The sequence below is a fragment of the Amycolatopsis coloradensis genome (assembly GCF_001953865.1).
GTDB lineage: Bacteria > Actinomycetota > Actinomycetes > Mycobacteriales > Pseudonocardiaceae > Amycolatopsis > Amycolatopsis coloradensis.
In genome coordinates, this window is the sequence record NZ_MQUQ01000037.1 from 1 (window position 1) to 23391 (window position 23391).

The 23391-nt window shown below is 69.5% G+C and carries 22 protein-coding genes and 1 riboswitch; of the genes, 15 read left to right on the forward strand and 7 right to left on the reverse strand.

Translation table 11 applies throughout. The features are described 5' to 3' along the window. The first annotated feature begins 185 nt into the window (after positions 1-185). Positions 186-300, forward strand: a riboswitch (SAM riboswitch). A 32-nt stretch (positions 301-332) separates the two neighbouring features. The 4 genes from BS329_RS39700 to BS329_RS39715 are packed head-to-tail and all read left to right on the forward strand — an operon-like array spanning position 333 to position 3830. Beyond that, complete coding sequence (locus tag BS329_RS39700) at positions 333-1703, forward strand: aminotransferase class V-fold PLP-dependent enzyme (protein ID WP_076168528.1); 1371 nt, start codon at positions 333-335, stop codon at positions 1701-1703. Between the two features lie 19 nt (positions 1704-1722). Beyond that, positions 1723-2319, forward strand: a complete 597-nt coding sequence (locus tag BS329_RS39705; protein WP_076168529.1) for a hypothetical protein — start codon at positions 1723-1725, stop codon at positions 2317-2319. Positions 2320-2343: 24 nt separating this feature from the next. Next, positions 2344-2907 (forward strand): signal peptidase II, encoded by a 564-nt coding sequence (lspA, locus tag BS329_RS39710; RefSeq protein ID WP_076168531.1) that lies wholly within the window; start codon positions 2344-2346, stop codon positions 2905-2907. Then, complete coding sequence (locus BS329_RS39715; protein ID WP_076168533.1) at positions 2904-3830, forward strand: RluA family pseudouridine synthase; 927 nt, start codon at positions 2904-2906, stop codon at positions 3828-3830. Before lspA ends, BS329_RS39715 begins: the two co-directional genes overlap by 4 nt. Here BS329_RS39715 and BS329_RS39720 read toward each other — a convergent pair. Further along, a complete protein-coding gene (locus BS329_RS39720; RefSeq protein ID WP_076168662.1) occupies positions 3827-4834 on the reverse strand; it encodes an AsnC family protein in 1008 nt (335 codons plus the stop codon). The two genes, BS329_RS39715 and BS329_RS39720, sit on opposite strands and share 4 nt — an antisense overlap. 133 nt (positions 4835-4967) lie before the next feature. On the opposite strand from BS329_RS39720, the gene BS329_RS39725 reads away from it, so the two are divergent. The 5 genes from BS329_RS39725 (at position 4968) to BS329_RS39745 (ending at position 11567) form a co-directional block, all read left to right on the forward strand. Then, the gene (locus BS329_RS39725; protein WP_076168534.1) at positions 4968-8282 is read left to right on the forward strand and encodes a DUF885 domain-containing protein; all 3315 of its coding nucleotides are present in this window, start codon (positions 4968-4970) and stop codon (positions 8280-8282) included. Between the two features lie 39 nt (positions 8283-8321). Then, complete coding sequence (locus BS329_RS39730; RefSeq protein WP_076168536.1) at positions 8322-9110, forward strand: class I SAM-dependent methyltransferase; 789 nt, start codon at positions 8322-8324, stop codon at positions 9108-9110. Between the two features lie 32 nt (positions 9111-9142). Then, positions 9143-10183 carry an LLM class F420-dependent oxidoreductase gene (locus tag BS329_RS39735; RefSeq protein ID WP_076168537.1) on the forward strand — a complete coding sequence of 347 codons (1041 nt, stop codon included), beginning with the start codon at positions 9143-9145 and terminating at the stop codon, positions 10181-10183. A 208-nt stretch (positions 10184-10391) separates the two neighbouring features. After that, complete coding sequence (locus tag BS329_RS39740; protein WP_076168539.1) at positions 10392-11348, forward strand: Ppx/GppA phosphatase family protein; 957 nt, start codon at positions 10392-10394, stop codon at positions 11346-11348. Between the two features lie 39 nt (positions 11349-11387). Beyond that, the gene (locus tag BS329_RS39745) at positions 11388-11567 is read left to right on the forward strand and encodes a hypothetical protein (protein WP_076168540.1); all 180 of its coding nucleotides are present in this window, start codon (positions 11388-11390) and stop codon (positions 11565-11567) included. A gap of 39 nt (positions 11568-11606) precedes the next feature. Here the strand turns inward: BS329_RS39745 and BS329_RS39750 are convergent, their stop codons facing one another. Continuing rightward, positions 11607-13907 carry a glycoside hydrolase family 65 protein gene (locus tag BS329_RS39750; protein WP_425266399.1) on the reverse strand — a complete coding sequence of 767 codons (2301 nt, stop codon included), beginning with the start codon at positions 13905-13907 and terminating at the stop codon, positions 11607-11609. A 56-nt stretch (positions 13908-13963) separates the two neighbouring features. After that, positions 13964-14698: an HAD family hydrolase gene (locus BS329_RS39755; protein WP_076168544.1), complete on the reverse strand. Its 735-nt coding sequence runs from the start codon at positions 14696-14698 to the stop codon at positions 13964-13966. A 74-nt stretch (positions 14699-14772) separates the two neighbouring features. On the opposite strand from BS329_RS39755, the gene BS329_RS43190 reads away from it, so the two are divergent. Beyond that, positions 14773-14922 carry a hypothetical protein gene (locus BS329_RS43190; RefSeq protein WP_244197476.1) on the forward strand — a complete coding sequence of 50 codons (150 nt, stop codon included), beginning with the start codon at positions 14773-14775 and terminating at the stop codon, positions 14920-14922. Here BS329_RS43190 and BS329_RS39760 read toward each other — a convergent pair. Beyond that, positions 14919-15284, reverse strand: a complete 366-nt coding sequence (locus BS329_RS39760; RefSeq protein WP_076168546.1) for a nuclear transport factor 2 family protein — start codon at positions 15282-15284, stop codon at positions 14919-14921. The two genes, BS329_RS43190 and BS329_RS39760, sit on opposite strands and share 4 nt — an antisense overlap. Before the next feature lie 35 nt (positions 15285-15319). Further along, complete coding sequence (locus tag BS329_RS39765; RefSeq protein WP_076168547.1) at positions 15320-15802, reverse strand: MarR family winged helix-turn-helix transcriptional regulator; 483 nt, start codon at positions 15800-15802, stop codon at positions 15320-15322. Between BS329_RS39765 and BS329_RS39770 the strand changes: the two genes are divergently transcribed. Then, positions 15801-16262: a pyridoxamine 5'-phosphate oxidase family protein gene (locus BS329_RS39770; RefSeq protein ID WP_076168549.1), complete on the forward strand. Its 462-nt coding sequence runs from the start codon at positions 15801-15803 to the stop codon at positions 16260-16262. The genes BS329_RS39765 and BS329_RS39770 overlap by 2 nt on opposite strands. On the opposite strand, the gene BS329_RS39775 is transcribed toward BS329_RS39770, so the two are convergent. Both BS329_RS39775 and BS329_RS39780 read right to left on the reverse strand, forming a co-directional pair. Further along, entirely contained in the window at positions 16259-17461 is a 1203-nt protein-coding gene (locus BS329_RS39775) for an ROK family transcriptional regulator (protein WP_076168664.1), read from the reverse strand. The two genes, BS329_RS39770 and BS329_RS39775, sit on opposite strands and share 4 nt — an antisense overlap. A 208-nt stretch (positions 17462-17669) precedes the next feature. Next, positions 17670-18398: a zf-HC2 domain-containing protein gene (locus BS329_RS39780; protein ID WP_076168551.1), complete on the reverse strand. Its 729-nt coding sequence runs from the start codon at positions 18396-18398 to the stop codon at positions 17670-17672. 58 nt (positions 18399-18456) lie between these two features. Between BS329_RS39780 and sigC the strand changes: the two genes are divergently transcribed. From sigC to BS329_RS39800, 4 genes are all read left to right on the forward strand, one after another. Continuing rightward, a complete protein-coding gene (sigC, locus tag BS329_RS39785; protein ID WP_076168552.1) occupies positions 18457-19026 on the forward strand; it encodes an RNA polymerase sigma factor SigC in 570 nt (189 codons plus the stop codon). A gap of 255 nt (positions 19027-19281) precedes the next feature. Beyond that, the gene (locus BS329_RS39790) at positions 19282-21522 is read left to right on the forward strand and encodes a xanthine dehydrogenase family protein molybdopterin-binding subunit (protein ID WP_076168554.1); all 2241 of its coding nucleotides are present in this window, start codon (positions 19282-19284) and stop codon (positions 21520-21522) included. Positions 21523-21548: 26 nt separating this feature from the next. Beyond that, entirely contained in the window at positions 21549-22004 is a 456-nt protein-coding gene (locus BS329_RS39795) for a (2Fe-2S)-binding protein (RefSeq protein ID WP_076168556.1), read from the forward strand. 141 nt (positions 22005-22145) lie between these two features. Then, entirely contained in the window at positions 22146-23387 is a 1242-nt protein-coding gene (locus tag BS329_RS39800) for a PucR family transcriptional regulator (protein ID WP_076168558.1), read from the forward strand. The last annotated feature ends 4 nt before the right edge of the window (positions 23388-23391 follow it).

The window sequence follows — 23391 nt, forward strand, 5'->3', positions numbered from 1 at the left end:
CGCGTTCGATCACTAACACCAACTTCACGGAATCACTCATCTAGTTGCGGTACTTGCGTGTGCAAGTACCGCAACTAGAGGACGAATTGCGTGGGTTCTCCTCGGTTGCGGGATGCGTGACCGGCGTCTCAACATGCGGACAAGGGGTGGCTTGATCGCCGGTGGATCGGCTAACTTCGTCTGTAGGTCACGAGTGTCAGCGTCAAGCCCCGGCTAGCTGACCGGCAACCCTCCTTCCGCGGCGGGGTGCCCCGGGTGAGGACCTGGCTCGTCGCGCGGTGCGGCGGGCAAGCGCGGGATCCTCGTCGGGTCCCCTGGCCCGGAGGATGACGATGACTCTCGCTCTCGAACGCACCAGCACCAGCACTCCCGCCCCTGTCGCGGAAGCCGTTGTCACACACGAAATCCCGACAGTCGCGTGCGCCGATCTGCGGGTTCCGCTGGTCACCGGCGGCGACATCGCGTACGCCAACCTCGATCACGCGGCGAGCGCCCCCTGTCTGGACAAGGTGCGCGACGCGGTCGACGAATTCCTGCCCTGGTACGCCAGCGTCCACCGCGGCGCCGGGTTCGCCTCGCAGGTCTCCACCAAACTTTACGAGCGCACGCGGGGAATCCTGCGGGACTTCGTCGACGCGCGGTCGACCGACACCGTCGTGTTCACCCGCAACACCACCGATTCCTTCAACCTTCTCGCGCGCAGCCTGCCGAAGCACACGTCGGTCGTCGTGTTCGACACCGACCACCACGCCGCGCTGCTGCCGTGGAAGGGCCCGAACGTCCGCCGGATCCAGACGCCGCGCACCCGTCTCGCCGCGGTGTCCGCTGTGGACGAAGCGCTCGCCGACTGCCCGCAGGGCCCGCGGCTGGTCGTCCTCACCGGCGCGTCCAACGTGACCGGGGAACTGTTGCCGGTCAAGGAGATCGCCGCCGTCGCGCGACGGCACGGCGCCCGGATCGCACTCGACGCCGCGCAGCTCGCGCCGCACCGCAAGATCTCCGTGCGCAAACTGGACGTCGACTACGTCGCGCTGTCTGGCCACAAGTTGTACGCACCCTTCGGTGCGGGCGCGCTGATCGGCCGCGCCGACTGGCTGCGCGCCGCCCAGCCGTACCTCGCCGGTGGTGGCGCGACGAAGCTCGTCACCCGCGACTCCGAAGACCTCGGCGTGGTCTGGAACGCCGGTGCCGAGCGGCACGAAGCCGGTTCCCCCAACACTGTCGGCGTCTACGCGCTCGGTGTCGCCTGCGAGACGCTGGCCGGGAACTGGGACGCCATCGTCGCCCACGAAGACGAACTGCTGGCGCGGCTGCGGCGTGGTCTCGCGGGCATCCCCGGTTTCGCCGAACTGCGGCTGTTCGACGCGCCGGTCGACCGGGTCGGCACGCTCAGCTTCGTCGTCGACGGCTTCGAGCCCGGCTGGCTCGCCGCGGTCCTGTCCGCGGAGTACGGCATCGGCGTGCGGGACGGCGCGTTCTGCGCGCACGTCGCCACCAAACGGCTGATCTCCGCCGCCGGTTCGACCGGCCAGCAGGCCGTCCGGGTCAGCCTCGGCCTCGGCAGCACCACCGAGCACGTGGACCGGGTCGTCCTGGCCCTGCGCCAGATCGTCGCCCGCGGCGCCCGCTGGCAGTACGAGAAGCCGGAAGGCCGCTGGGTTCCCGAAGGGGATCCGCGGGAGCTGCCCCCGTTCTGCGCCTGACCCACTACTCTCCCCTCGCATGGGGAGCGAGCGACCGCGTTACTGGTTTCCGCTGGCGTTGCTGGGATTCGCCCAGCTGACGGTGGTGGCCTTGTCCGTCGGCACGAGCCGTTCCGAGGGCTGGTTCGCCTACGCGCCTCCTCCCGGGCAAGGGCAGTACCAAGGGCTTTACGGCGTGGAGATGAGCCGTGAAGCCGTGTCCGCCGTTTCGGTCATCGGCATGAGCCGGCTGGACAACTGGCTGTTCGCCGTGCTCGCGGTCTACCTCGGCACCGTGCTCTTCTATGCCTTCCGGTCGAAGCGCCTGCCGTGGTGGAAGGTCGCCGCGATCGCCCTCGGCGGCCTGGTCGCCATCGTGCTGGCGGATCTGGTCGGCTACTGGGAACTCGACATGGACGGCGACACGCGGAGCGCGGTCCTGCTGACACTGGGCCTGGCCTTGCTCGCCTGGCTGGACCGCAGTGTGCTGGTGCTGGTCGTGGCCGCGGTGTTCGTGCTCTGCGCGGTCGTGCTCGCCCAAGGACAGCTCGCACTGGTGCTGTCGTCGCTGGTCGCGCTCGCCGGGGCGTTTACGGCGCTGCTGAGCAGGCCGAAGGCGGCCGCCGAGGAGACCTGAGCACGCTCAGTGGACAATGGGTGAGTGAGTACAGAGCCCGAAACCGCGCCACCGTCGCCGCCGCTGCCCAAAAAGCGCGTCGCCGTGGTGTTCGCCGTCGCCGCGGTGCTGTGGGGGATCGACCTCCTCACCAAGCAGATCGCCGTGTCCACGCTGGAGGGCAAGCAGCCGGTCGAGTTCCTCGGCGGGCTGGTGTACTTCCAGCTCGTGCGCAACCCCGGCGCCGCCTTCTCGATGGCGACCGGGCTGACCTGGGTGCTCGCGCTGGTCGCGGCCGCGGTCGTGGTCGCCATCGTCTGGCTGGCGCGGCGGCTGCGTTCGGTCGGCTGGGCGATCGGCCTCGGCCTCGTGCTGGCGGGCGCGCTCGGCAACCTGACCGACCGGATCTTCCGCGCGCCGGGCCCGCTGCGGGGCCACGTCGTCGACATGATCTCCGCGTTCGCGCCGAACGGGCAGGGCTGGGCGATCTTCAACGTCGCCGACTCCGCGATCTGCGTCGGCGGGGTGCTCATCGTGATCCTTTCCTTGCTGGGCAAGGACTACGACGGATCATCTACAAAAGACAAGAAGAAAGCGGCAACCGAATGAGCGCGCGTATGCTGCCCGTTCCCGACGGGCTCGACGGAATGCGCGTCGACGCGGGACTGGCGAAACTACTGGGACTTTCCCGCACGGTCGTGGCGGAACTGGCCGAATCCGGCGAGATCCTGCTCGACGGCAGGCCCGCCGGGAAGTCGGACCGGCTGGCCGCCGGCGGGCTGCTCGAAGTGACCCTTCCTGATCCGGCCTCACCCATCGAGGTCGTCGCGGAACCCGTCGACGGGATGAAGATTCTGCACGACGACGACGACATCGTGGTGATCTCGAAGCCGGTCGGCGTCGCCGTGCACCCGAGTCCCGGCTGGACCGGCCCGACCGTCGTCGCCGGGCTCGCCGCCGCCGGGCTGCGGATCGCGACTTCGGGCGCGGCCGAACGCCAGGGTGTCGTGCACCGGCTGGACGCCGGCACCACCGGCGTGATGGTCGTGGCCAAGAGCGAGCACGCGTACACCGTGCTGAAGCGGGCGTTCAAGGAACGCACCGTCGACAAGGGCTACCACGCCGTCGTCCAAGGCCACCCGGATCCGACCCGCGGCACCATCGACGCGCCGATCGACCGGCACCCCCGGCACGACTACAAGTTCGCCGTCGTACAGGGCGGACGGCCCAGCGTCACGCATTACGAGGTCGTCGAGGCCTTCCGTGCCGCGTCGCTGGCCCAGATCAAGCTGGAGACGGGCCGCACGCACCAGATCCGCGTGCACTTCTCGGCGCTCAAGCATCCGTGCGCCGGCGACCTGACCTACGGCGCCGACCCGGTACTGGCGCGCAAGCTCGGCCTTTCCCGGCAGTGGCTGCACGCGAAGACGCTCGGCTTCGCGCACCCGTCCGACGGGCGCTGGGTCGAGTTCGAGTCGGAGTACCCGGACGACCTCGCCAACGCGCTGCGGATCTTGCAGGACGAGAACTAGTCGTCGATCGACCAGGTCAGCGTGCGCTCGTCCGGTTCCGGCCGGGGCGACCAGCGCACGGCGACCACGCGGGTGGCGTCCGGAAGCACGTAGACGGTGTGGCCGCCGAGGGTCTCGCCCGGCCGGACGCCGATCTTGTGCGGCGGCCGTGAGGTCAGGGAGACCGGCGCCTTCGTGACCGGTGTGCCGTCCGCGGTGAGCAGTTCGAGGTAGTTGTCCGGCAGCGAGACGAACGGGGTGTTCCCGCGGTTGGTGATCTCGGTGTGCACCACGACCGACCGCTCCCCGGCCTCCAGCGAGTAGCCCGCCGCGCTGAACAGGTAGTCCGCCGGGTCCTGGACCTCGAGCAACTGGACGGCGAGCTGCTCGCCTTCCAGGCCCTGGGTCTCCATGACGTCGCCGGTCCGGCCCTTCTTGCCCTCCGGGACCTGCCGCGGCGTGACCTGCTGTTCGTCGCCGCGGGCCCAGGACGCGGTCTGCGGGACGCCCCAGGTGCTCATCACCGGGTCGGCGGGCGCCATCGGGGGCGCGAACTGCTGCTGCGGTGGGACGGGCGGACGCTGCTGGGGCGGCGGTGCCATCGGCTGGCGCACCGGGGCGGACGGCGGACCGGGGTAACGGCCCGAAGGCGTTCCGTGCACGTTGTACGGACCCGACGGCGTTCCCTGGACGGTGTACGGCCCGGACGGGGTGCCCTGGACGGTGTACGGCCCGGACGGGGTGCCCTGGACGGTGTACGGCCCGGATCCCTGACCAGGCGGACGCTGCTGAGGCTGCTGCTGTGCCCAGGAAGGGGGAGAGGCGGCGATGGCGGCGCGTAGCCCGTTCGGGTCGCTTTCCACGCCCACGAGCAGCGGCAACCCGCTCCCCGAGAGGGCGACCAGCCGGTAGGCGACCTCACGCGGGTCCATCCCGACCTTCGCCGCGAGTTCGTGCACGGCCGCCTTGCCCAGGTCCGCGAGGGCGGCGAGCAGGCGGGTATCCACGGGATCGGTCACGGCCACGTCCGGGAACGCTACCGTCTCGGCCCCGGAGCCGCGGGAGAGGCCGTCCGGGTGCCGCAAAACCCGGCTTCGGTAGGTCGTGCTCTCCATTAGGGTCGGGGATACCGCCTCCGCCGATCACTGGGGAAGAAACATGAGCGAAGTCTCCGCCCTCGCCGACGAGTTCGTCGAAGCCCTCTTCGACGCCGAGCCGGTCACGCCCGCTTTGCAGGGCTTTCGTCCGGAATCGACCGGGCTCACCGATCTCAGCGAGGCCGCGGGAGACGCCTTCCGCGCGAAGCTGTCCGGTTTCGCCGAGCGGGCCGAGGCCATCGGGACCGACGGGTTGAGCGCGGAGGAGAAGACCACTCGCGACGTCCTGATCGCGATAGCGCGGGCGAGGATCGCGCTGCTGGACTCGCGGTTCGTCGAGTTCACCGTCAGCGACCTGTTCATCTCGCCCGCCGCCGAGGTGCTCACCGTGCTGCCGATGATGTCGGTCGGCACGGGCGCGCAGGCGGAGGCGCATCTCGGGCGGATCGCCGCCATCCCCGAGTACCTGCGGCAGGCCGCCCAGCGCCATCGTGACGGTGTCGCCCGCGGCCTGGTCCCGGTCGCCTACCTGGTCGACGCCACCGTCGCGTACCTCGACCGGCACCTCGCCGAGCCGTCGGCAGACCCGCTGCTGCGCCAGCCCGCGCCCGACGACGACTTCGAGACCCGCCGTTCCGCCCTGCTGACCGACGTCGTCCGGCCGGCGATCGCCGAGTACCGCGAGGTGCTGGCGAAGGAGGTCGCGCCGCACGGCCGTCCCGAGGACAAGCCCGGCGTCTGCTGGCTGCCCGACGGCGAGCGCATCTACGCCTTGCTCGCCGAGATGCACACCACGACCGTCCGCACTCCGCGTGAGCTGCACCAGACCGGGCTCGACGTGATCGCGAACCTCGCCGCCGAATACCGCGAGCACGGCTCCCGCGTCTTCGGCACCACCGACCTCGCCGAGATCTTCACCAAACTCCGCACCGACCCGGACCTGCGCTGGTCGAGCGCCGAGGAGATGCTCGACTCCGCCCGCGCGGCCATCACCAGGGCCGAAGCCGAGGCGCCGAAGTGGTTCGGCCGGATCCCGCCGCAGCCGTGGAAGGTCGAGGCGGTCCCCGTCGAATCCGCGCCGGGCGCTCCCGCCGCGTACTACATGTGGCCCGCGATCGACGGTTCCCGGCCGGGGATCTACTTCGCCAACACCCACAAGGCGGAGGAACGGTTCCGGCACGCGGCGGAGGCGACGGCGTTCCACGAGGCCATCCCCGGCCACCACTTCCAGCTGAGCCTCGCGCAGGGCCTCACCGAGCTTCCGGTGCTGCGCCGCATCGGCGACTTCACCGCGTACGCCGAGGGCTGGGGCCTTTACACCGAGCGCCTCGCCGACGAGATGGGGCTTTACTCCGACGACGTCGCGAAACTCGGCATGCTGACCATGGACTCGATGCGTGCCGGACGGCTGGTCGTCGACACCGGGCTTCACGCGCTGGGCTGGAGCCGCCGGCAGGCCATCGACTTCCTCACCGAGAACACGCCGATGGCACTGGTCGAGATCGAGTCCGAAGTGGACCGTTACATCGCCTTCCCCGGCCAGGCGCTGTCGTACATGGTGGGACGCCTGGAGATCCAGCGCATCCGCGAGGAAGCGGAGCTGACGCTGGGCGGCCGGTTCGACATCAAGGCCTTCCACGACGTCGTGCTCGGCGGGGGATCGCTGCCGCTTTCGGTGCTGGACGGCGTGGTCCGCGACTGGGTCGCCGGTCACGGCGACACCCCGAACAGCCTCGCCGGCGAGCTGATGGAGCTCAAGTTCGAGGAGTTCCCGCTGTGGCGGTCCCTGCTCGGGCTGCCCGGTGACCACGGCTCGCTGCCCGACCCGAGCGCGGAAGCCGCGGCCGCACAGCGCGCGGCGACGGCCGCCATCGCCGAGCGAGCCGAAGCCCTTGTCACAGAAGGACTTTCCCCGGCCGAGGCGGTCACCCGCGAGGTCGTGATCCAGCAGGCGAAGGCGATGATCGACGTCGTCGACGCCCGCGCCGCCGAGTTCTCGGTCAGCGACGGGCTGGCGTCGCCCGCGTTGTTCATGCTCAACGAACTCGCGGTGCTGACGCTGAACGACGAGGAAAAGGTCCGCGGCTACTTGAAGCGGCTGGACGGGATGGGAGCTTATCTGGACGCCCTGATCGTGCGCCAGCGCGCGGCGGCGGCCGACGGACTGATCCCGCCCGGCTTCCTCGTCGAAGGCGGAATCGCTTACGTGGAGCGCTATCTCGGTGACGAGGCGGGTGACCCGCTGGCGCTCACCGCGTCCGTTTCCGTGGAGGGCTACGAAGCCGAACGGGACCGGCTGCTGGCCGAGGTCGTCCGGCCCGCCTACACCCGGTACCGCGACTTCCTCGCCACCGAGTTGCGTCCCGTGGCGAAGACCGAGAAGGAACCGGGCTTGTGCGCGCTTCCCGGCGGGCAGGAGAAGTACGCCGCGCTGATCCGGGCGCACACGTCCACCGAGCGCACCGCACAGGACCTGCACGACACCGGTCTCGACATGATCGCGAAACTGGCCGACCAGTACCGCGAGCTGGGCGAGAAGATCTTCGGTACCGAGGATCTCGGCGAGATCTTCGAACGGCTCCGCACCGACCCGGCCCTGCGCTGGCGTGACGGCGACGAGCTGCTCGACGCCGCGCGTGCCGCCATCACCCGTGCGGAAGCCGTGGCGCCACAATGGTTCTCGACCATCCCCGAAGAGCGGTGCGAGGTCGAACCGGTCCCGCCCGCGGAGGCGCCCGGCGGCACGCTGGCGTACTACATCGAGGCGGCACTCGACGGCTCGCGGCCGGGCACCTACTACGCGAACACCTACGAGGCCGAGCAGCGCCCGAAGCACACGAGCGAGGCGATCGCCTTTCACGAGGCCGTTCCGGGGCACCACTTCCAGATCTGCATCGCGCACAAGCTCAAGGGCCTGCCGATGCTGCGCGGGCACGCCGACGTCAACGCCTACGTCGAAGGCTGGGGGCTCTACTCGGAGCGCCTCGCCGACGAGATGGGCCTGTACTCCAGCGACCTGACCCGCTTCGGCATGCTCACCCAGGATTCGATGCGTGCGGGGCGGCTGGTCGTCGACACCGGGATGCACGCGCTCGGCTGGAGCCGACAGCAGGCCGTCGACTTCCTGGCCGAGAACACGCCGATGGCCAGGGTGGAGATCGAGGCCGAGATCGACCGCTACGCCGCGGTTCCCGGCCAGGCACTGTCGTACATGGTGGGCAGGCTGGAGATCGAGCGGATCCGTGCCGAGGCCGAGGCCGCGCTCGGCGACCGGTTCGACATCAAGGGCTTCCACGAGGTCGTGCTGAGCAACGGGATCCTGCCGCTGCGGGTGCTCGACGACGTCGTCAAGGCGTGGGTGTCCGCACACAAATAGCGGTATCTCGGCGGCGGCGGCCGTAAATACCCTCGCCCGATGGTGACTACCGCGCAGGCGAAGGCGAAGTACGACCAGCTCGTGGACCGCTACGAGGACATCTTCTTCTACGTCGCCGACGTGGGGAAGGACCTGGTCGCCTTGGCGGACCCGGCCCCCGGCGTCCGGGTGCTGGACGTCGGGGCCGGGCGCGGGGCGGTGGCGCGGGCGGCACTGGCCAAGGGCTGTGCCGTCACCGCCATCGACGCGTCACCGTTGATGATGCGGCGACTGGCCGAGGAACATCCCGAGATCTCCGCGAGCGAGGGAGACCTCTATCGGATGGAGTTCGCGGACGGGTCGTTCGATCTGGTCACCGCCGGTTTCGTGCTGCAGGTGCTCGACGACCCCCTGGCCGCGCTGACCGAATTCCGGCGGGTACTGGCGCCGGGCGGCACGGTCGCGTTGTCCCTCGAACGGCAGTCCGTCGGCCGCCTGGCGTGGTTCCAGGACCTGAGCGTGGAGTTCTTCGCTCCCGGCGGGGCCGCCGAGCCGAAGGCCGCGCAACCCGGCCCGATGACGTTCGACCAGCTCGACGCGCTGCTCGTCGAGGCCGGGTTCGTGGACCTGACGAGGGAAACCGTCGAGCTGCCCAAGCCGCTGGACGGCCCGGACGACCTGCTGGCCTGGATGATGCCGCGGGGCCTTGCCGAGATGATCGCGGCGCTGCCGCCCGAGCGCGGTGCGGAGTTCCGCCGCCGGTTCCTCGAGGGTGCGCGGCGGATGCACGACGACGGCGGCATCGTCCTCGAGTTCGCGGCGACCCTGCACCGGGCATACTATCGCTAAGCGAACGCTCAGTAACTTGAGAGGAGATGCGGATGAGGGTCGGGACCGCGATCAACTACGCCGGTGGTTTCGCCGAGAGCGTGGCGGACATCGTCGAGCTGGAGAAGGCCGGGCTGGACATCGTCTTCGTCCCCGAGGCCTACTCGTTCGACGCGGTCAGCCAGCTCGGCTACGTCGCCGCGAAGACCGAGCGGGTGCAGATCGCCTCCGGCATCTTCCAGATCTACACGCGGACGCCGACGCTGACCGCGATGACCGCCGCCGGGCTCGACTTCGTCTCCGACGGCCGGTTCACCCTCGGCATCGGCGCGTCCGGTCCGCAGGTCATCGAGGGTTTCCACGGCGTGAAGTACGACGCGCCGCTCGGCAGGACCCGCGAGATCATCGACATCTGCCGTCAGGTGTGGCGGCGGGAGAAGGTCGTGCACTCCGGCGCGCACTACACCATCCCGTTGCCGCCGGAGCAGGGCACTGGCCTCGGCAAGCCGCTGAAGCTGATCAATCACCCGGTGCGCGAGCGGATCCCGATCCTGCTGGCCTCGATCGGCCCGAAGAACGTCGCGCTCACCGCCGAACTCGCCGAGGGCTGGGAGCCGATCTTCTTCCACCCCGAAAAGGCCGCCGACGTCTGGGGCGCGTCGCTGGCCGAGGGCAAGGCGAAACGCGACCCGTCGCTGGGCGAGCTGGACACCTTCGTCGGAACCGCGCTGGCGATCGGCGACGACGTCGACGGGCTGCTGGACCACCTGCGCGGCATGCTGGCGCTGTACATCGGCGGCATGGGTGCCCGCGGCAAGAACTTCTACAACAGTCTCGCGCAGCGCTACGGTTATGAGGCCGAAGCCAAGCTCATCCAGGACCTGTACCTGGACGGCAAGAAGGACGAGGCCGCCGCGGCCGTGCCGAGGGAGCTGATCAGGGCGATCTCGCTGATCGGCCCCGAGGGCTACGTCAAGGAACGGCTGGCCGCTTTCCGCGAGGCAGGGGCCACCACACTGGTGGTCAATCCGCTGCTCCCGGGGCGCGAAGCCAGGGTCGCGCAGGTGTCGAAGTTGCGCGAACTGGTCGACTAGTTCGTTCGGAGGACACGACGCTCGGAGGAGTCGAACCTCTCACCTGTATCGTTACGGTACCCTCGACCTGCACCGATGTGGTCAAAAAGCGGCATTTCGGTGGAAAGAGAACGTAAAGCACGCCTGAACGGCAAGAAAATCGGCCATTATCAGGAGTGAAACGGAGATCTCGGGGGCATACGTTCGCGATGAAGGTGAGGTGCCTCGCGTGCGCAAGCAGATCGAGGGACCGTCCGCCGCAGTCCTGGACGTCGGGTCGTTCAGCGCACGGCTGGTGGTTCTTGCCAAGGGCGGCTCACCGCTCGACCCCGTGCTGAGCCACCAGACGCGCCTGCGGCTGGACCGTGAACTCGACGAAAAAGGGAACCTCAGCCGCCGCGGCGTCGACGCGGTCTCCTGCGCCGTCGAAGCCGGAATGACGACAGCGGCCAAGCACGGCGTCGAGAATGTGTATCCGCTCGCGACCTCCTCGATCCGCGACGCGGCCAACGTGAAGCAGGTCGTCTGCGACGTCGCCAAGACCACCGGTGTCACCCTGCGATTCCTCACCGGCCGCCGTGAGGCGGAACTGGCCTACGTCGGCGCGCGCCGGTGGTACGGCGCCTCCGCGGGCGCGCTGCTGGTGCTCGACATCGGCGGCGGGACCGTCGAACTCGCCGCGGGCCACGCCGAGGAAGCCGAGTTCGCGCACTCGCTGCCGCTGGGCGCCCGGTCGCTCACGCGGGACTGGTTCGCCACCGAATGCCCGTCGCCCAAGGTCGTGCGGGCCATGCGTGACCACGTCCTCGACGAGGTCCGCGAAGCGATGCAGGACGTGCTGCCGGAGATCCGCGATCACCGCGCCGTCGGCTGCTCCAAGGTGCTGCGGCAACTCGCCCGGCTCGCCGGCGACAGACCCTCCCGCGCACGGGAACTGCACCTCGAAGACCTCCGCGCGTGGATCCCGCGGCTCGCGAAACTGCCGGCGAAACGCCGCGCCGAACTCCCGGGCATCTCGCGGCAACGTTCCCATCAGGCGCTCGCGGGCGCGATCGTCGCCGAGGCACTGCTGACGCTTTCCGGCGGCCAGGTCGCCATCTGCCCGTGGTCCACCAGGGACGGGCTGCTGCTCGGCCTGCTCGACGGCCTGGTCGCCCTCGAGGGAAAACCGGCGAAAGCCGCCTGAAAACTGGCGCATCCGGCCGGGAACGGGTACCCCGGACACATGAGGGAAAGCAAGAAGAGCTTCGGACAGGACGACGACGAAGACCTCGAAGACCTCCGCAAGACCCAGCCGAAGACCGACGTGCCGAGCGCGCCCAACCGCGACATCGGCCCGCACGGCACCGAGGAGGTCGACGGTGTGCCAGGCAGCGGCGAAGTGCCGATCGAACCCCCGGACTGAGCGCTCGGCCGCGAAGGCCGCCTGCCGACTCCTCGCCGGTCAAGCGCCCTTCGGTCGCCGCCGCGCCGGAGCCCGCCCCGGAGGCTGGGCCGGCGCCGGGCCCGGGTCGATCGCCGGGATCGGCAGCCGCACCGACTCCGCGGTCACGGTGAACGTCTCGCCGTGGTGCGCCAGCTCGAGCGGCTCCCCGGCGATCACGTGATACGTCGCGCCTTCGCCGTCGATCTCCACCTGGAACCGGGTGCCGCGGAAGGTCAGCCGGAACGCGATGCGCCGCAACTGCGGAGGCAGTCGCGGTGCGAAGGTGAGCCGGCCGCCGTGGTCGCGTAGCCCGCCGAATCCCGCGACAGTGCCCTGCCAAGCGCCCGCCAGCGAAGCCAGGTGCAGGCCGTTGCGGACGTTGTTGTGCACGTCGTGCAGGTCGGTGAGCGCGGCCTCGGCGAGATAGTCGTAGGCCAGTTCGAGATGTCCGACCTCGGCCGCCACAACGGCCTGTGTTCCCGCCGACAGCGAGGAATCCCGCACCGTCCGCGCTTCGTAGTAGGCGAAGTCGCGCGCCTTTTCCTCCGGAGTGAAGGAATCCCCGCACAGGTGCAGCGCGAGCACCAGGTCCGCCTGCTTGACCACTTGCTTCCGGTACAGGTCGAAGTACGGGAAGTGCAGCAGCAGCGGGTAGAATTCCTGGCCGGTGGCCTCGAAATTCCACTCGTCGTGCTCCAGGAATCCTTCGGACTGCGGGTGGACACCGAGGTCCTCGTCATACGGCAGCAGCATCGCGTCGGCCGCCTTGCGCCACAGCTCGGCCTCGTCCGCGCGGACGTCGAAAGCGGTCGCGATGTCCTCGTGCTGTCCGCAGATTTCGGCCGCGTAGAACAGGTTCCGGCGTGCCATCAGGTTCGTGTAGACGTTGTTGTCCGCCACCGCGGAGTACTCGTCCGGCCCGGTGACACCGTCGATCCGGAACCGGCCCTGGCGGTCGAAATGGCCGAGCGACAACCACATCCGCGCGGTTTCGAGGAGCAGTTCCGCGCCGCAGGTCCGCAGGAACTCGCTGTCGCCGGTGGCGTTGAGGTAGCGCACGACGGCGTCGGAGATGTCCGCGCTGACGTGGAACGCCGCCGTGCCCGCCGGCCAGTACGCCGAGCATTCCGCGCCGTTGATGGATCGCCAGGGGAACGCCGCGCCGCGTAAACCCAGTTGTGCTGCCCTTTCCCTTGCCTTGTCCAAAGTGGAGTGACGCCAGCGCAGGGCGTCGCGGGCGGCGTCCGGCATGCTGTAGGTGAGCACGGGCAGGACGAAGGTCTCGGTGTCCCAGAACGCGTGCCCGTCGTATCCGGGGCCGGTCAAACCCTTGCCCGCCAACGCCCTTGTCTCACCGCGGGCGCCGGCTTGCAGGAGATGGAAGAGCGCGAACCGCACCGCCTGCTGGAGTTCCGGATCACCGTCGATCTCGATGTCCGAGGTCTCCCAGAAGTCGTCGAGGAACTCCTTCTGCTCGGCGAGAAGCCCCTTCCAGCCGGTCTGCCGCGCGCCGGCCAGCGCGGCGTCGACCTGGGCGCGCACGGCGGGTACCGAGCGTTGCGCGGACCAGCCGTAGGCGAGGAACTTGGTGATCCGCAGCCGCCCGCCCTTGGGCACGTCGACGGCGATGGTGAGCCGCGCCAGGTCCTCTTCGGCCTGGATGTGCGTGCGGACGCCGTCGGTGACGTCGATCTTGTGGTCCATCGCCGCGGCCATCCGCAGCCCGGACTTGCGGGTCTGGTGCACCAGCACGGCGTGGTAGGCCTCGGACTGGTGGAACTCCGCGACCAGCGGCGATTCCAGCGCCGCCGCGACCCGCGGATCACGGGTGTCGGACTCGATCGGCTCGTTGGCCAGCAGATCCGACTGCACCACCAGCTGGAGTTCGTCGTCGAGCGGTTCGACCTCGTACCGGATCGCGGCGACGGCCCGCTGGGTGAAGGAGACCAGGCGTTCGGTCTTCACCCGGACCCGGCGCCCGGTCGGCGAGGACCACACGGTGTTCCGCGCGAGCGTGCCCTTCCGGAAGTCGAGGACGCGGTCGTGCTCGGTCGCCTGGCCGTACCGCATGTCGAGCGGTTCGTCCTCGACCAGCAGCCGGATGATCTTGCCGTCGGTCACGTTGACGACGGTCTGGCCCTCTTCCGGGTAACCGTAGCCGGTTTCCGCGTACGGAAGATCGTGCTGCTCGTAGAAACCGTTCAAGTACGTGCCCGGCAGGCCGCGGGGCTCGGCCTCCTCCAGCGTGCCGCGCAGGCCGATGTGCCCGTTGGACACCGCGAACGCCGATTCGGTGCGCTGCAGGGCGTCGACGTCCATGCCGTGCCAGCGCAGTTCCCAGGGCGCGACCTCGTAGCCGCGGAAATACGAGTCGGTCACTTGCTGTCCTCCAGGAGTTCGGCGAGGTCGTCCACCACGACGTCGGCGCCGTGTTCGAGCAGTTCGCCCGCCTGATGCGCGCGGTTCACCCCGACCACGTAACCGAAAGCGCCGTCCTTCCCGGCTTGCACGCCCGCGAGCGCGTCCTCGAAGACGGCGGCGTGTTCCGGTGCGACACCGAACGCCTCGGCACCGGCGAGGAACGAATCGGGGGCGGGTTTGCCACGCAGGTTCTTTTCGGCGAGCACGATCCCGTCGATCCGCGCTTCGACGAATTTGGTCAGGTCGGCGGCGTCGAGCACCTTCGCGCCGTTGGCCGACGAGGTGACGACGCCGATGCGCAATCCGGCCGCCTTCGCCGCCTCCAGATACCGCACGGAACCCGGGTACGGGGTCACGCCCTCTTCGTCGATGATCTTCAGGACGAGTTCGTTCTTGCGGTTCCCGACGCCGTTGACGGTGGCGGCGTCGACGGCGTCGTCCGGCTCGCCCTCGGGCAGTTCGATCCCGCGCGAGGTGAGGAAGGTGCGGACGCCGTCCGCCCTCGGCCTTCCGTCGACGTAGGCCGCGTAGTCGGCGTCGGTGAAGGGAGTGAACGCGTCACCGTCGCGGGTGCGCAGGAAGTCGTCGAACGTGCGTTTCCACGCTTCGCGGTGCTGGACCGCGGTTCCGGTCAGTACGCCGTCGAGGTCGAAGAGGCAGGCCGTGATGGTGTCGGGCAGACCGATCATGTCTTCGCACGCTACCCGTGCCGGCCGGTGCTCGCTCAGCTTGCGGGATGCGGCCGCACCGGGTGGATCAGTTCGTGGACGGTCGCGTCGGCGTCGCGGCGACCCTGCTGGACTCGGCGGTGGCGTGCGCGCTGCACTCGACCCTGCCCGCCGGGGTCGTGAAGGCCGGTTCGCGCGTCGCGTTCGCCGAGGACGACATCCGCGACGCGCAGGTCAAGCCCTAGAACATCCCGTTCGGGGTTTCGGCGGCGGGCGGCACCGGCTGCTTGACGTCCCAATGTTCCACGATGAGCCCGTTCTCGACGCGGATGATGTCGACGACGGCGGTGCCGCGGTCGTCGCCCGCCGGGACCACGTGCAGGTGCACGACGGCGTGATCGTCGTCGGCGATCACACGTTTAACGGAGACGTCCGCGCTCGCCAGCGGCGAATTCTTCACCGCTGCCACGAAAGCGTCACGGCCCGACGGGAGACCCGGGCTGTGGGTGACGAAATCCGGGTGCACGTTCGCGGCGGCGGCGGCGAAGTCCTTGTGCACGAACAGGTTCTCGAAGCAGTCGAGGGCGATCTTCTTGGTCGTTGTCATGCGGACATCGTTTCGTGTGCGCGCTCCGCCGTCGATTACCGCGGAGGTAATACCCGGCGGCCGCGGATCGCTTCCACTTCCCCGTAGCGGCCCAGGACCCCGGCGAGCAGGGTCTTCGCGTCCGCGATCCGTTCTTCGCCGAATTCCGCGGTGAGTTCCTTTTCCAGCGCGGCCCGGTGTTTCCGCGCCCCTTCGACGGCTCGTTCGGCGGTTTCGGTCAGATGCAGCAGCCGGGTCCGCGCGTCGGCCGGATCCGGCTCGCGCCGTAACAAGCCCCGGCGCTCCAGATCGGCGACGGCTTTCGAAGCCGCTTGCTGGGTCACGCCCATGCGTTCGGCCAGCGCGGAGATCGACAGTGGCCCGGCGAGCACGTGCTGGAACACCAGGCCGTCGTTGAACCGCGGTTCGCCGAGTCCGTCGGCGGTCAGCCGCCGCTGGATCTCGTCCGCCATCGCCCAGCCCGCGAACAGTGTGACGAGTGACAGGTCGAGGGTGGACGGCGTAGGGTGCACAACCATGGTTGTGGAATCTAGCACGGTACCGCCGGCGGTCGCGGAGGAGTTCGTCCGTGTCGCGCATCGCGTCGTCTGGTGTTCGCTCGCGACGGTCGACACGCGAGGGCGGCCGAGGTCGCGGGTGGTGCACCCGATCTGGGAGTGGCGGGACGGCGGACTCGTCGGGCACCTGTTCACCCGGCCGACGCCGTTGAAGAAGGCGCATCTGGCGCAAACGCCGTTCGTCTCGTGCTCGTACTGGGATCCGGCGCACGAGGTCGCCGTCGCCGAATGCGGCGCCGTCTACGCCGACGACGAGGAAACGCGACGGCACCTGTGGCGTCTGGCGTCGGAAACGCCGGAACCACTCGGTTTCGATCCGAAGATCATGGGTGGCCAAGACCCACTGAGTCCGGACATCACCGTGCTGAAGCTGACGCCGTGGCGGCTGAGCAGTGGCGGGATGGCCTGGCGCGCGGGTTAGGCGGCGCCGACCTTCCGTTCGAAGACCAGGCCCTCGGCGGCCCGCAGGCCGACGCTGATCGCGCCGGTCAGTACGCCGTCGTCGCCCAGCTCGCCCTGCACGACCGCCGGGACGAGGGGGGTGAAGGAACGCAGGGCGCGGTCGATCGGGTCAAGCAGGAGATCGGCCGCGGTGCCGATGCCACCGCCGAGCACGATCAGTTCGGGGTCGATCACCGCGGCCACCGACGCCACGGTGTAGGCGAGCCTGTCCGCCTCGGCCTCGACGGCGCGCATGGCGAGTTCGTCGCCGTCGCGGGCGAGGCGGAAGACCTCGCGAGCCGATTTCGCCGTGCCCAGGCCGAGTTCGTGGGCGCCGCGGACCACGGACTGCGCCGCTGTCGCCTCTTCGAGATGGCCGCGAACCGGCGGGGCGTCTTCGCCGTCGTTCGCCGCGTGCGATTGGCCGTAGGGCAGGTAGCCGATTTCGCCCGCCGCGCCCGTCGCGCCGCGGAAGACCTCGCCGTTGACCATCACGCCCATGCCGACGCCGGTGCCGATGGTGATGCAGCCGAACACGGACGCACCCCGCGCGGCACCGCGTTCCCATTCGCCTACGGCGGTGAGGTTCGCGTCGTTCTCGACCATGAGATCCGGGCCGAGGACGCCTTCGAGGTCGTCGAGCAGCCCGGCCTTGCCCCAGCCGGGGAGGTTCGGCGCGTGCCGGAAGCAGCGCTTGGCCGGGTCCGCGACGCCCGGCGAGCCGAGGACGCGCACGACGATGTCGGCCTGGCTCAGCCCCGCTTCGCGCACCGTCGCCGCCGCGAGGGCGCCCACGGCGCTGACGAGCGCGGTGCCCGAACGCGAGGTGTTCCGCTCGTCACGGCGGGCGACCACGGTGTGGCCGAGATCCGAGACGGCGACACGGAGATGTTCGCGTCCGATGTCGACACCGAGGACGTAACCGGCCGTGGGATCCGCTTCGTAGAGGACCGCGGACCGGCCGGTGCCGGTCGAGGTGTGCCCGGTCGCCCTGGCGAGCCCGGCCGCTTCGAGCGCCAGTAATGCTTGGCTCACCGTCGGTTTCGAAAGACCGGTGTCCTTGGCGACTTGCGGCCGCGTGGCGGGGCCGCTGCGGCGCAAGAGGTCCAGCACGGCGCGCTGATTGATCTTCCGCATCCCGGCGGGGGTGCCGACGGGCGGACTTTCTGCGCCAACCACGAGCTTCGCCTCCTGTCGAACCAAGGTGTTCCCACCGAAGTTATCCGGGTCCGGCCCGAAAAGGGCAAGAAGGTTTACATTCGGTGGTTCTCGGCGACGATAAACGTGTCCGGGCCGCAAACCGCGCACGCCGCGCGCGAAATCCGGTGATTCACCCGGTGTCCGGACGCGTGCTCCCAGTGACCGGTAATGGTCTAGACCAAGCGAATCAGGCGACGTGGCGGCTCGCCGGGCGCCGGAATCCCCTGTGCTGGCGGGGTCGTTCGGGGGCTTCGCCGGTTTCATGGCCCGATTCCGTGGAGAAGGAACCCGACGTGTCGGCCGTCGTCGCCGGGCTGGGACGGTTGCGGCGGCGGTGTTGGCGATGCACCACGAACAGCAGTACCAGGCCGAGGACGACCAGTCCGTGGGTGAGCACCCGCCCGGCGGTGACCTGACCCGTGACGAGGTCGCCCGCCGACAACGCCAGCAGCAGCGCGACGAACCCGGTCAACGCCGGCAGCTGCCCGGACGCCGCCTTCGTGCGGACGGCCGCCCAGCCGAGTCCGACACCGACGGCGAGGTTCCACGCGCTGCTCTCGTGCGAAAGGTGTCCGACCAGGGATTCCGTCCCGTGTCCGGCGGCGTGGTCTTCAACACCCAGCAGCTGGGCGAAGGCGAGACCGAGCTGCGCGACCGCGACCAGGGCGAGCGCGATCCTGGCCGCCCAGCCCTCGCCCGGCGGGGCGGGCGTGCGTTCCAGAATGACGGCGGTGAGGTCCGGGACGCCGGGAGCGGGCCGGAGCAGCATCGTCCGGTGCAGCCGCTCGGCGCGGGCGAGCCACGACCGGCAGGCGGCGCAACCGGTCACGTGCCGGTCGAGGGCCTCGGGCGGGGTGGGTTCGGTTTCGCCGTCGAGCCGGGCCGACAGGGCCTCGCGGCAGGTCTCGCACTTCACGTCTCACTTGTCGGGCGCGGGCCTGCCCCGGTTCCCGGGACGCTGCTACGTTTCTCGTATGGCCGGGCCGCGCAACCACGACGACGAGCGGGTGACCGCGCTCGCACTCGACGCGGCGCGTGGTGACCGGCGGGCACTGGAGGACTGGGTGCGGGCCACCCAGGCCGACGTCTGGCGCTTCGTCGCACATCTCTCCGACGTGAGCGCAGCCGACGATCTCACCCAGGAGACGTACCTCCGCGCGTTCGGCAGCCTGCGCCGGTTCGCCGGTCGGTCCTCCTCGCGGACCTGGCTCCTGTCGATCGCCCGGCGCGTGGTCGTCGACCGCATCCGGGCGGCTTCGGCGCGCCCGAAGCTGGCCGACGTCGATTGGGAAGCCACCGCCGAGCGTCGCGGCGCTCGTCAGGCGGAGGGTGTCGCGGGGTTCGAGGACCTGGTCGAGCTGCGGATGCTGCTCGACGGACTCGACCCGGAACGGCGCGAGGTCCTCGTCCTCACCCAGGTGCTGGGACTTTCGTACGCCGAGGCCGCCGAGGTCTGCGGCTGCCCGGTCGGCACCGTCCGCTCACGCATCGCGCGTGCCCGCGAAGACCTGCTCGAAGCGGGCCGGGAGCGCGACTCCATCTAAGGGCTGCCGCAATTCGTCCTCTAGTTGCGGTCCTTAGCGCCTGCAACTACCGCAACTAGAGGACGAATTGCGGGGGTGAGCTGTGGCGCGGCACACATTGGCGGGCGTTCGCTGTCACCTCGTCACACAGATGCGCTGACACGACTACTCCGCGTTGACTGGGCCGAATGCCGCTGCCTAGCGTGTCGCCATCCGACCCCAGGCCGCGCGAGGGTCCCCGCCTTCTCCGCGCGCGCTCTCGAAGGGATCTCCCCAATGGCCAGTCCCACCACTGGAACCCAAGAACAGGACCCCGGCGGCCTCGGCCGCCGCCGGTTCCTGACCTTCCTCGTCGCGGCGCCCACCCTCACGATCGCCACGAAGATCGGTATCGACGCCGTCGCGCCCGAGAAGGCCGAAGCCGTCATCCCGACCCTGCCCGGCCCGGCCGAGATCCTCGACCTCGGCGACGTCCTGATCCTTTCGAACGCCCCCACCGCCGGTCTGCTCGTGCTCGAGGTCCGCGAGGACGGCCGCGTGCGGCTGGAGTTGCCGCGGACCGAGGTCGGCCAGGGCATCACCACGGCCAACGCGATGCTGGTCGCCGAGGAGCTGGACCTGCCGCTCGACCGCGTCGACGTCGTGCTTTCCGACGCCCGCCCGGAACTGCTGTTCAACCAGCTGACCGGCGGCTCCAACACGATGCGCTCGCTGTACACCCCGGTGCGGACCGCGGCCGCCGCCGCCCGCGCCAGGCTGGTCGCGACCGCCGCGCGGCAGTGGGGTGCCCAGGCCGACCGGCTGTCCACAAGGGACGGTGCGGTGATCGCGCCGGACGGCCGTCGCCTCGGCTACGGCGCGCTGTCCAAGCCCGCCGCCCGCGCCGACCTGGGGAAACTCGCGGCGACCCCGAAGGCCGAGTCCGCGCACAAGCTGGTAGGTACGCCGCAGTCGCGCAAGGACGCCCGCGCGATGGTCACCGGGCAGCTGAAGTACACGCTCGACCTGGACATCCCCGGCGCGAAGCCGGTCATGGTCCGCCGCCCGCCGACGATCAACGGCACGGTCGAGAAGGTCATCAACGAGGCCGCCGTCCGCGCGATGCCCGGCGTCATCGACATCGCCGTCATCAAGACCGGTGTCGCGGTGATGGCGGAGACCTTCGGCCAGGCCCTCGACGGCAAGAACGCGCTCGAGGTCACCTGGAACGGCGGCACCGTCGACGGTGAGAACAACGCGACGATCAAGAAGAAGCTTCAGGCCGCGGCGCTGCCGTTCGTCGTGCCGCCGCTGCTGACCCAGTACGTCGACGGTGAATTCGACTTCGCCTTCGCCAGTCACGCGCCGCTGGAGACCAACTCGGCGGTCGCCGACGTCCGCGAAGACAGCGCGACCATCTGGTCCGGCCTGAAGGTCCCGATCCTCGCCAAGCAGGACATCGCGGCGGAACTCGGGTTGCCGTCGAACAAGGTCACCGTGCACGTCCAGCAGGCGGGTGGTTCGTTCGGCCGCAGGCTGTTCTCCGACGGCGCGATCGAAGCCGCCCGGATCTCGAAGGCGATGAAGCGGCCGGTGCGGCTGATGTGGAGCCGCATCGACGACATGCGCCACGGCCGAGCCCGCGCCGCGAGCCATCACAAGATCCGCGCCACCTTCGCGCTCGGCCAGGTGCTCACCTTCGAACACCGCGTCGCCAGTGTGGAGACCGACTGGGGTCACGGGCTCGGCGAGGTTCTCACCGCCTTCGCCGCGCAGCTCCCGGTCGGCGGGAACCTGAGCTTCGCGCAGACGGTGTTCCTGCTGACGGTGAAGTCGCCGTACAACTTCGGCGTCACCACGCAGTTGCTCAACGAGGTCCCGGTGGAATTCCACACCGGCGCCTGGCGGTCGGTGTACTCATCGAGCACGCGTGGCGCGGAAGAAATCATGGTCGACGAGATCGCCGCGAAACTCGGCAAGGACCCCGTCGCGTTCCGGCGGGAGTTCATCAAGAACGAGCGGCAGCGCGCCGTGCTGGACAAGGTCGCCGAACTCGGCGAGTGGGGCAAGAAGATGCCCAAGGGCTTCGCACAGGGTGTCGCCGTGCACGGTGAGTACAAGTCGTACACCGCTTGCCTGGTCGAACTCGACGGCCGCGACCCGAAGAAGCCGCGGGTCACCAAGGCGACCATCGCCGTCGACGTCGGTAAGCCGATCAACCCGCGCGGAATCGAGGCACAGATGCTCGGCGGCCTGACCGACGGCATCTCCACGACGCTGACCGCCGGGCTGCACATCGACAAGGGCCTGCCACTGGAGGGCAGCTACTCGCAATTCCACTACGCGCGGCAGAAGAACTCGCCGACGGACGTCAAGGTGTTCGTCATGCCGGAAAAAGGTGAGATCGGCGGCGCGGGCGAACTCGGCGTACCCGCGCCGGTCGGCGCCATCGCGAACGCCTACGCGCGGGCCACCGGGATCAAACCCCGCGGCTTCCCGATCGACTTCCCGGTCGACTTCGAGCCCTTCCACCGCTGACTTTCCTTCCCCGCCAAGGAGTTCCGATGCCCAACTACACCTTCACGGTGAACGGGAAGACCGTCACCGTCGACGCGCCCGCGGATCTGCCCATGCTGTGGGCGCTGCGGGACAAGCTCGGTGTCCGCGGTCCGAAGTACGGCTGCGGGATCAACGTCTGCAAGGCCTGCACCAGCCACCTCGACGGCGAGGCGTTCAACCCGTGCGTGACGCCGGTGTCCGATTGCTCGGGCAAGGACGTCACCACGATCGAGGGCCTCGCCGACGGTGACGACCTGCACCCGGTGCAGGAGGCCTGGCTGGAGCAGGACGTGGCGCAGTGCGGCTATTGTCAGCCGGGGCAGATCATGGCCGCGGTGGCGCTGCTGAAGAAGACGAAGAATCCGACGGACGCCGAGATCGACGCGATCCAGAACGTCTGCCGGTGCGGTACCTACTTCCGGATCCGCGAGGCCATCAAGAGCGCCGCCGCGAAACTGTGAAGATTCCGCTGGTGCGGTGGAAATCCCGATTTTTCGCCGCCCCAGCGGGCTTTTGTGGCTTCGGCGGGCCACTTCCGGAGATGTCGTGTTAGATGACGTCCCCAGGGACTCGACGAGGAGTCCCTGCCCCGGAGGACGTCCATGCACTATCGAACTGTGCTCCGCGGAGGTTCGGCGGCCGTGGTCGCCGAACTCGCCGTCGAGGTCGAACGGCAGCTGTCCGGGCTGATCGAGGCCACGGTCGAGCAAATCCGTGCCGAGATGCCGGTGTACCACGACGCGCGGTTCGTGTCCCTCGCCGAACTGCGGACCTCGGTGCGGAACAACCTCGAGTACGTCATGCGGACCCTGCGCGGCACGGAGGAACCCGACCTCGCGCAGGCACGGGCGACCGGGCGCGCGCGGGCGTTGCAGGGCGCGCCGCTGCCGGAACTCCTGCGGGCGTACCGGATCGGGCTCACCGAGGTGTGGAACCGGTTCGTCGAACTGACCGCTTCGGGCGAGCACCAGGATCTCCGCGGCCTCGTCGCCGCGACGTCGGCGATCTGGGCGCTGGTCGACGACTATGCCGAGGCCTTGACGACGACCTACCGCGACACCACCGCCGAAGTCATGCTGGCGCACCAAAGCCGGCGCTCCGCGTTGGTCGAGGCACTGTTCGCCGGTGGCGCCGCGACCGAGGGCACGCTGTGGGACATCGCGCGCGTGCTGGAACTTTCGCTCGACGGGACCTACGTGGTCGTCGCCGCGGAGACCCCGCGTGTCGGGCACGAACCTCTGCCACAGATAGAAAACCGGCTCCGCGACCGGTGTCACGCGTCCGCGTGGCGGCTCACTCCGGACCTTCAGGTCGGCGTCGTGTCGATGCGGGATCAGTCGGCGTCGCAGGTGATCATCGAGCTGCTGGGGGAGAACCAGATCGGCCGGATCGGGGTCAGCCCGGTGTTCACCGGCCTCGGGAACACCTCCCGCGCACTGCACCTGGCGCGGGTCGCGCTCTCCAGCATGCTGCCGGGGACGACGGGGATGGTTCAGTTCAACGAATCCCCGCTCGCCGGTCTCGTCGCCAGCGCGCCGGAGGCGTCGGTCCAGCTCGCCCATCACGTACTGCGGCCGATCCTCGACCTGCCCGGCGACGACCGGAACGTGCTGCTGCTGACGTTGCGGGCGTGGTTCGAATGCCAGGGCTCCACGAAACTGACGTCGGAGCGGATGTTCTGCCACCCCAACACGATCCGGCACCGCCTGAAGCGGATCAGCGAGGAACTCGGCCGCTCGCTGACCGACCCGGCCGACATCGCCGAACTCGGCGCCGCTTTGCGCGCGCTCCACATGTTCCCGGATACTTCGCATCTGCCTTCGCCGCGGGATCCGCTGCGCTAGGTTT

Bases quoted from the DNA above. Each gene is read 5' to 3' on its own strand.
- BS329_RS39715 (WP_076168533.1), top strand. From the start codon at position 2,904: ATGAGCGCGCGTATGCTGCCCGTTCCCGACGGGCTCGACGGAATGCGC.
- BS329_RS39745 (WP_076168540.1), top strand. From the start codon at position 11,388: ATGAGGGAAAGCAAGAAGAGCTTCGGACAGGACGACGACGAAGACCTC.
- BS329_RS39765 (WP_076168547.1), bottom strand. From the start codon at position 15,802: ATGGTTGTGCACCCTACGCCGTCCACCCTCGACCTGTCACTCGTCACA.
- BS329_RS39790 (WP_076168554.1), top strand. From the start codon at position 19,282: ATGGCCAGTCCCACCACTGGAACCCAAGAACAGGACCCCGGCGGCCTC.
- BS329_RS39750 (WP_425266399.1), bottom strand. From the start codon at position 13,907: ATGGACGTCGACGCCCTGCAGCGCACCGAATCGGCGTTCGCGGTGTCC.
- BS329_RS39735 (WP_076168537.1), top strand. From the start codon at position 9,143: ATGAGGGTCGGGACCGCGATCAACTACGCCGGTGGTTTCGCCGAGAGC.
- sigC (WP_076168552.1), top strand. From the start codon at position 18,457: ATGGCCGGGCCGCGCAACCACGACGACGAGCGGGTGACCGCGCTCGCA.
- BS329_RS39755 (WP_076168544.1), bottom strand. From the start codon at position 14,698: ATGATCGGTCTGCCCGACACCATCACGGCCTGCCTCTTCGACCTCGAC.
- BS329_RS39800 (WP_076168558.1), top strand. From the start codon at position 22,146: ATGCACTATCGAACTGTGCTCCGCGGAGGTTCGGCGGCCGTGGTCGCC.
- BS329_RS39725 (WP_076168534.1), top strand. From the start codon at position 4,968: ATGAGCGAAGTCTCCGCCCTCGCCGACGAGTTCGTCGAAGCCCTCTTC.
- BS329_RS39770 (WP_076168549.1), top strand. From the start codon at position 15,801: ATGGTTGTGGAATCTAGCACGGTACCGCCGGCGGTCGCGGAGGAGTTC.
- BS329_RS39760 (WP_076168546.1), bottom strand. From the start codon at position 15,284: ATGACAACGACCAAGAAGATCGCCCTCGACTGCTTCGAGAACCTGTTC.
- BS329_RS39730 (WP_076168536.1), top strand. From the start codon at position 8,322: ATGGTGACTACCGCGCAGGCGAAGGCGAAGTACGACCAGCTCGTGGAC.
- BS329_RS39705 (WP_076168529.1), top strand. From the start codon at position 1,723: ATGGGGAGCGAGCGACCGCGTTACTGGTTTCCGCTGGCGTTGCTGGGA.
- BS329_RS39700 (WP_076168528.1), top strand. From the start codon at position 333: ATGACTCTCGCTCTCGAACGCACCAGCACCAGCACTCCCGCCCCTGTC.
- BS329_RS39795 (WP_076168556.1), top strand. From the start codon at position 21,549: ATGCCCAACTACACCTTCACGGTGAACGGGAAGACCGTCACCGTCGAC.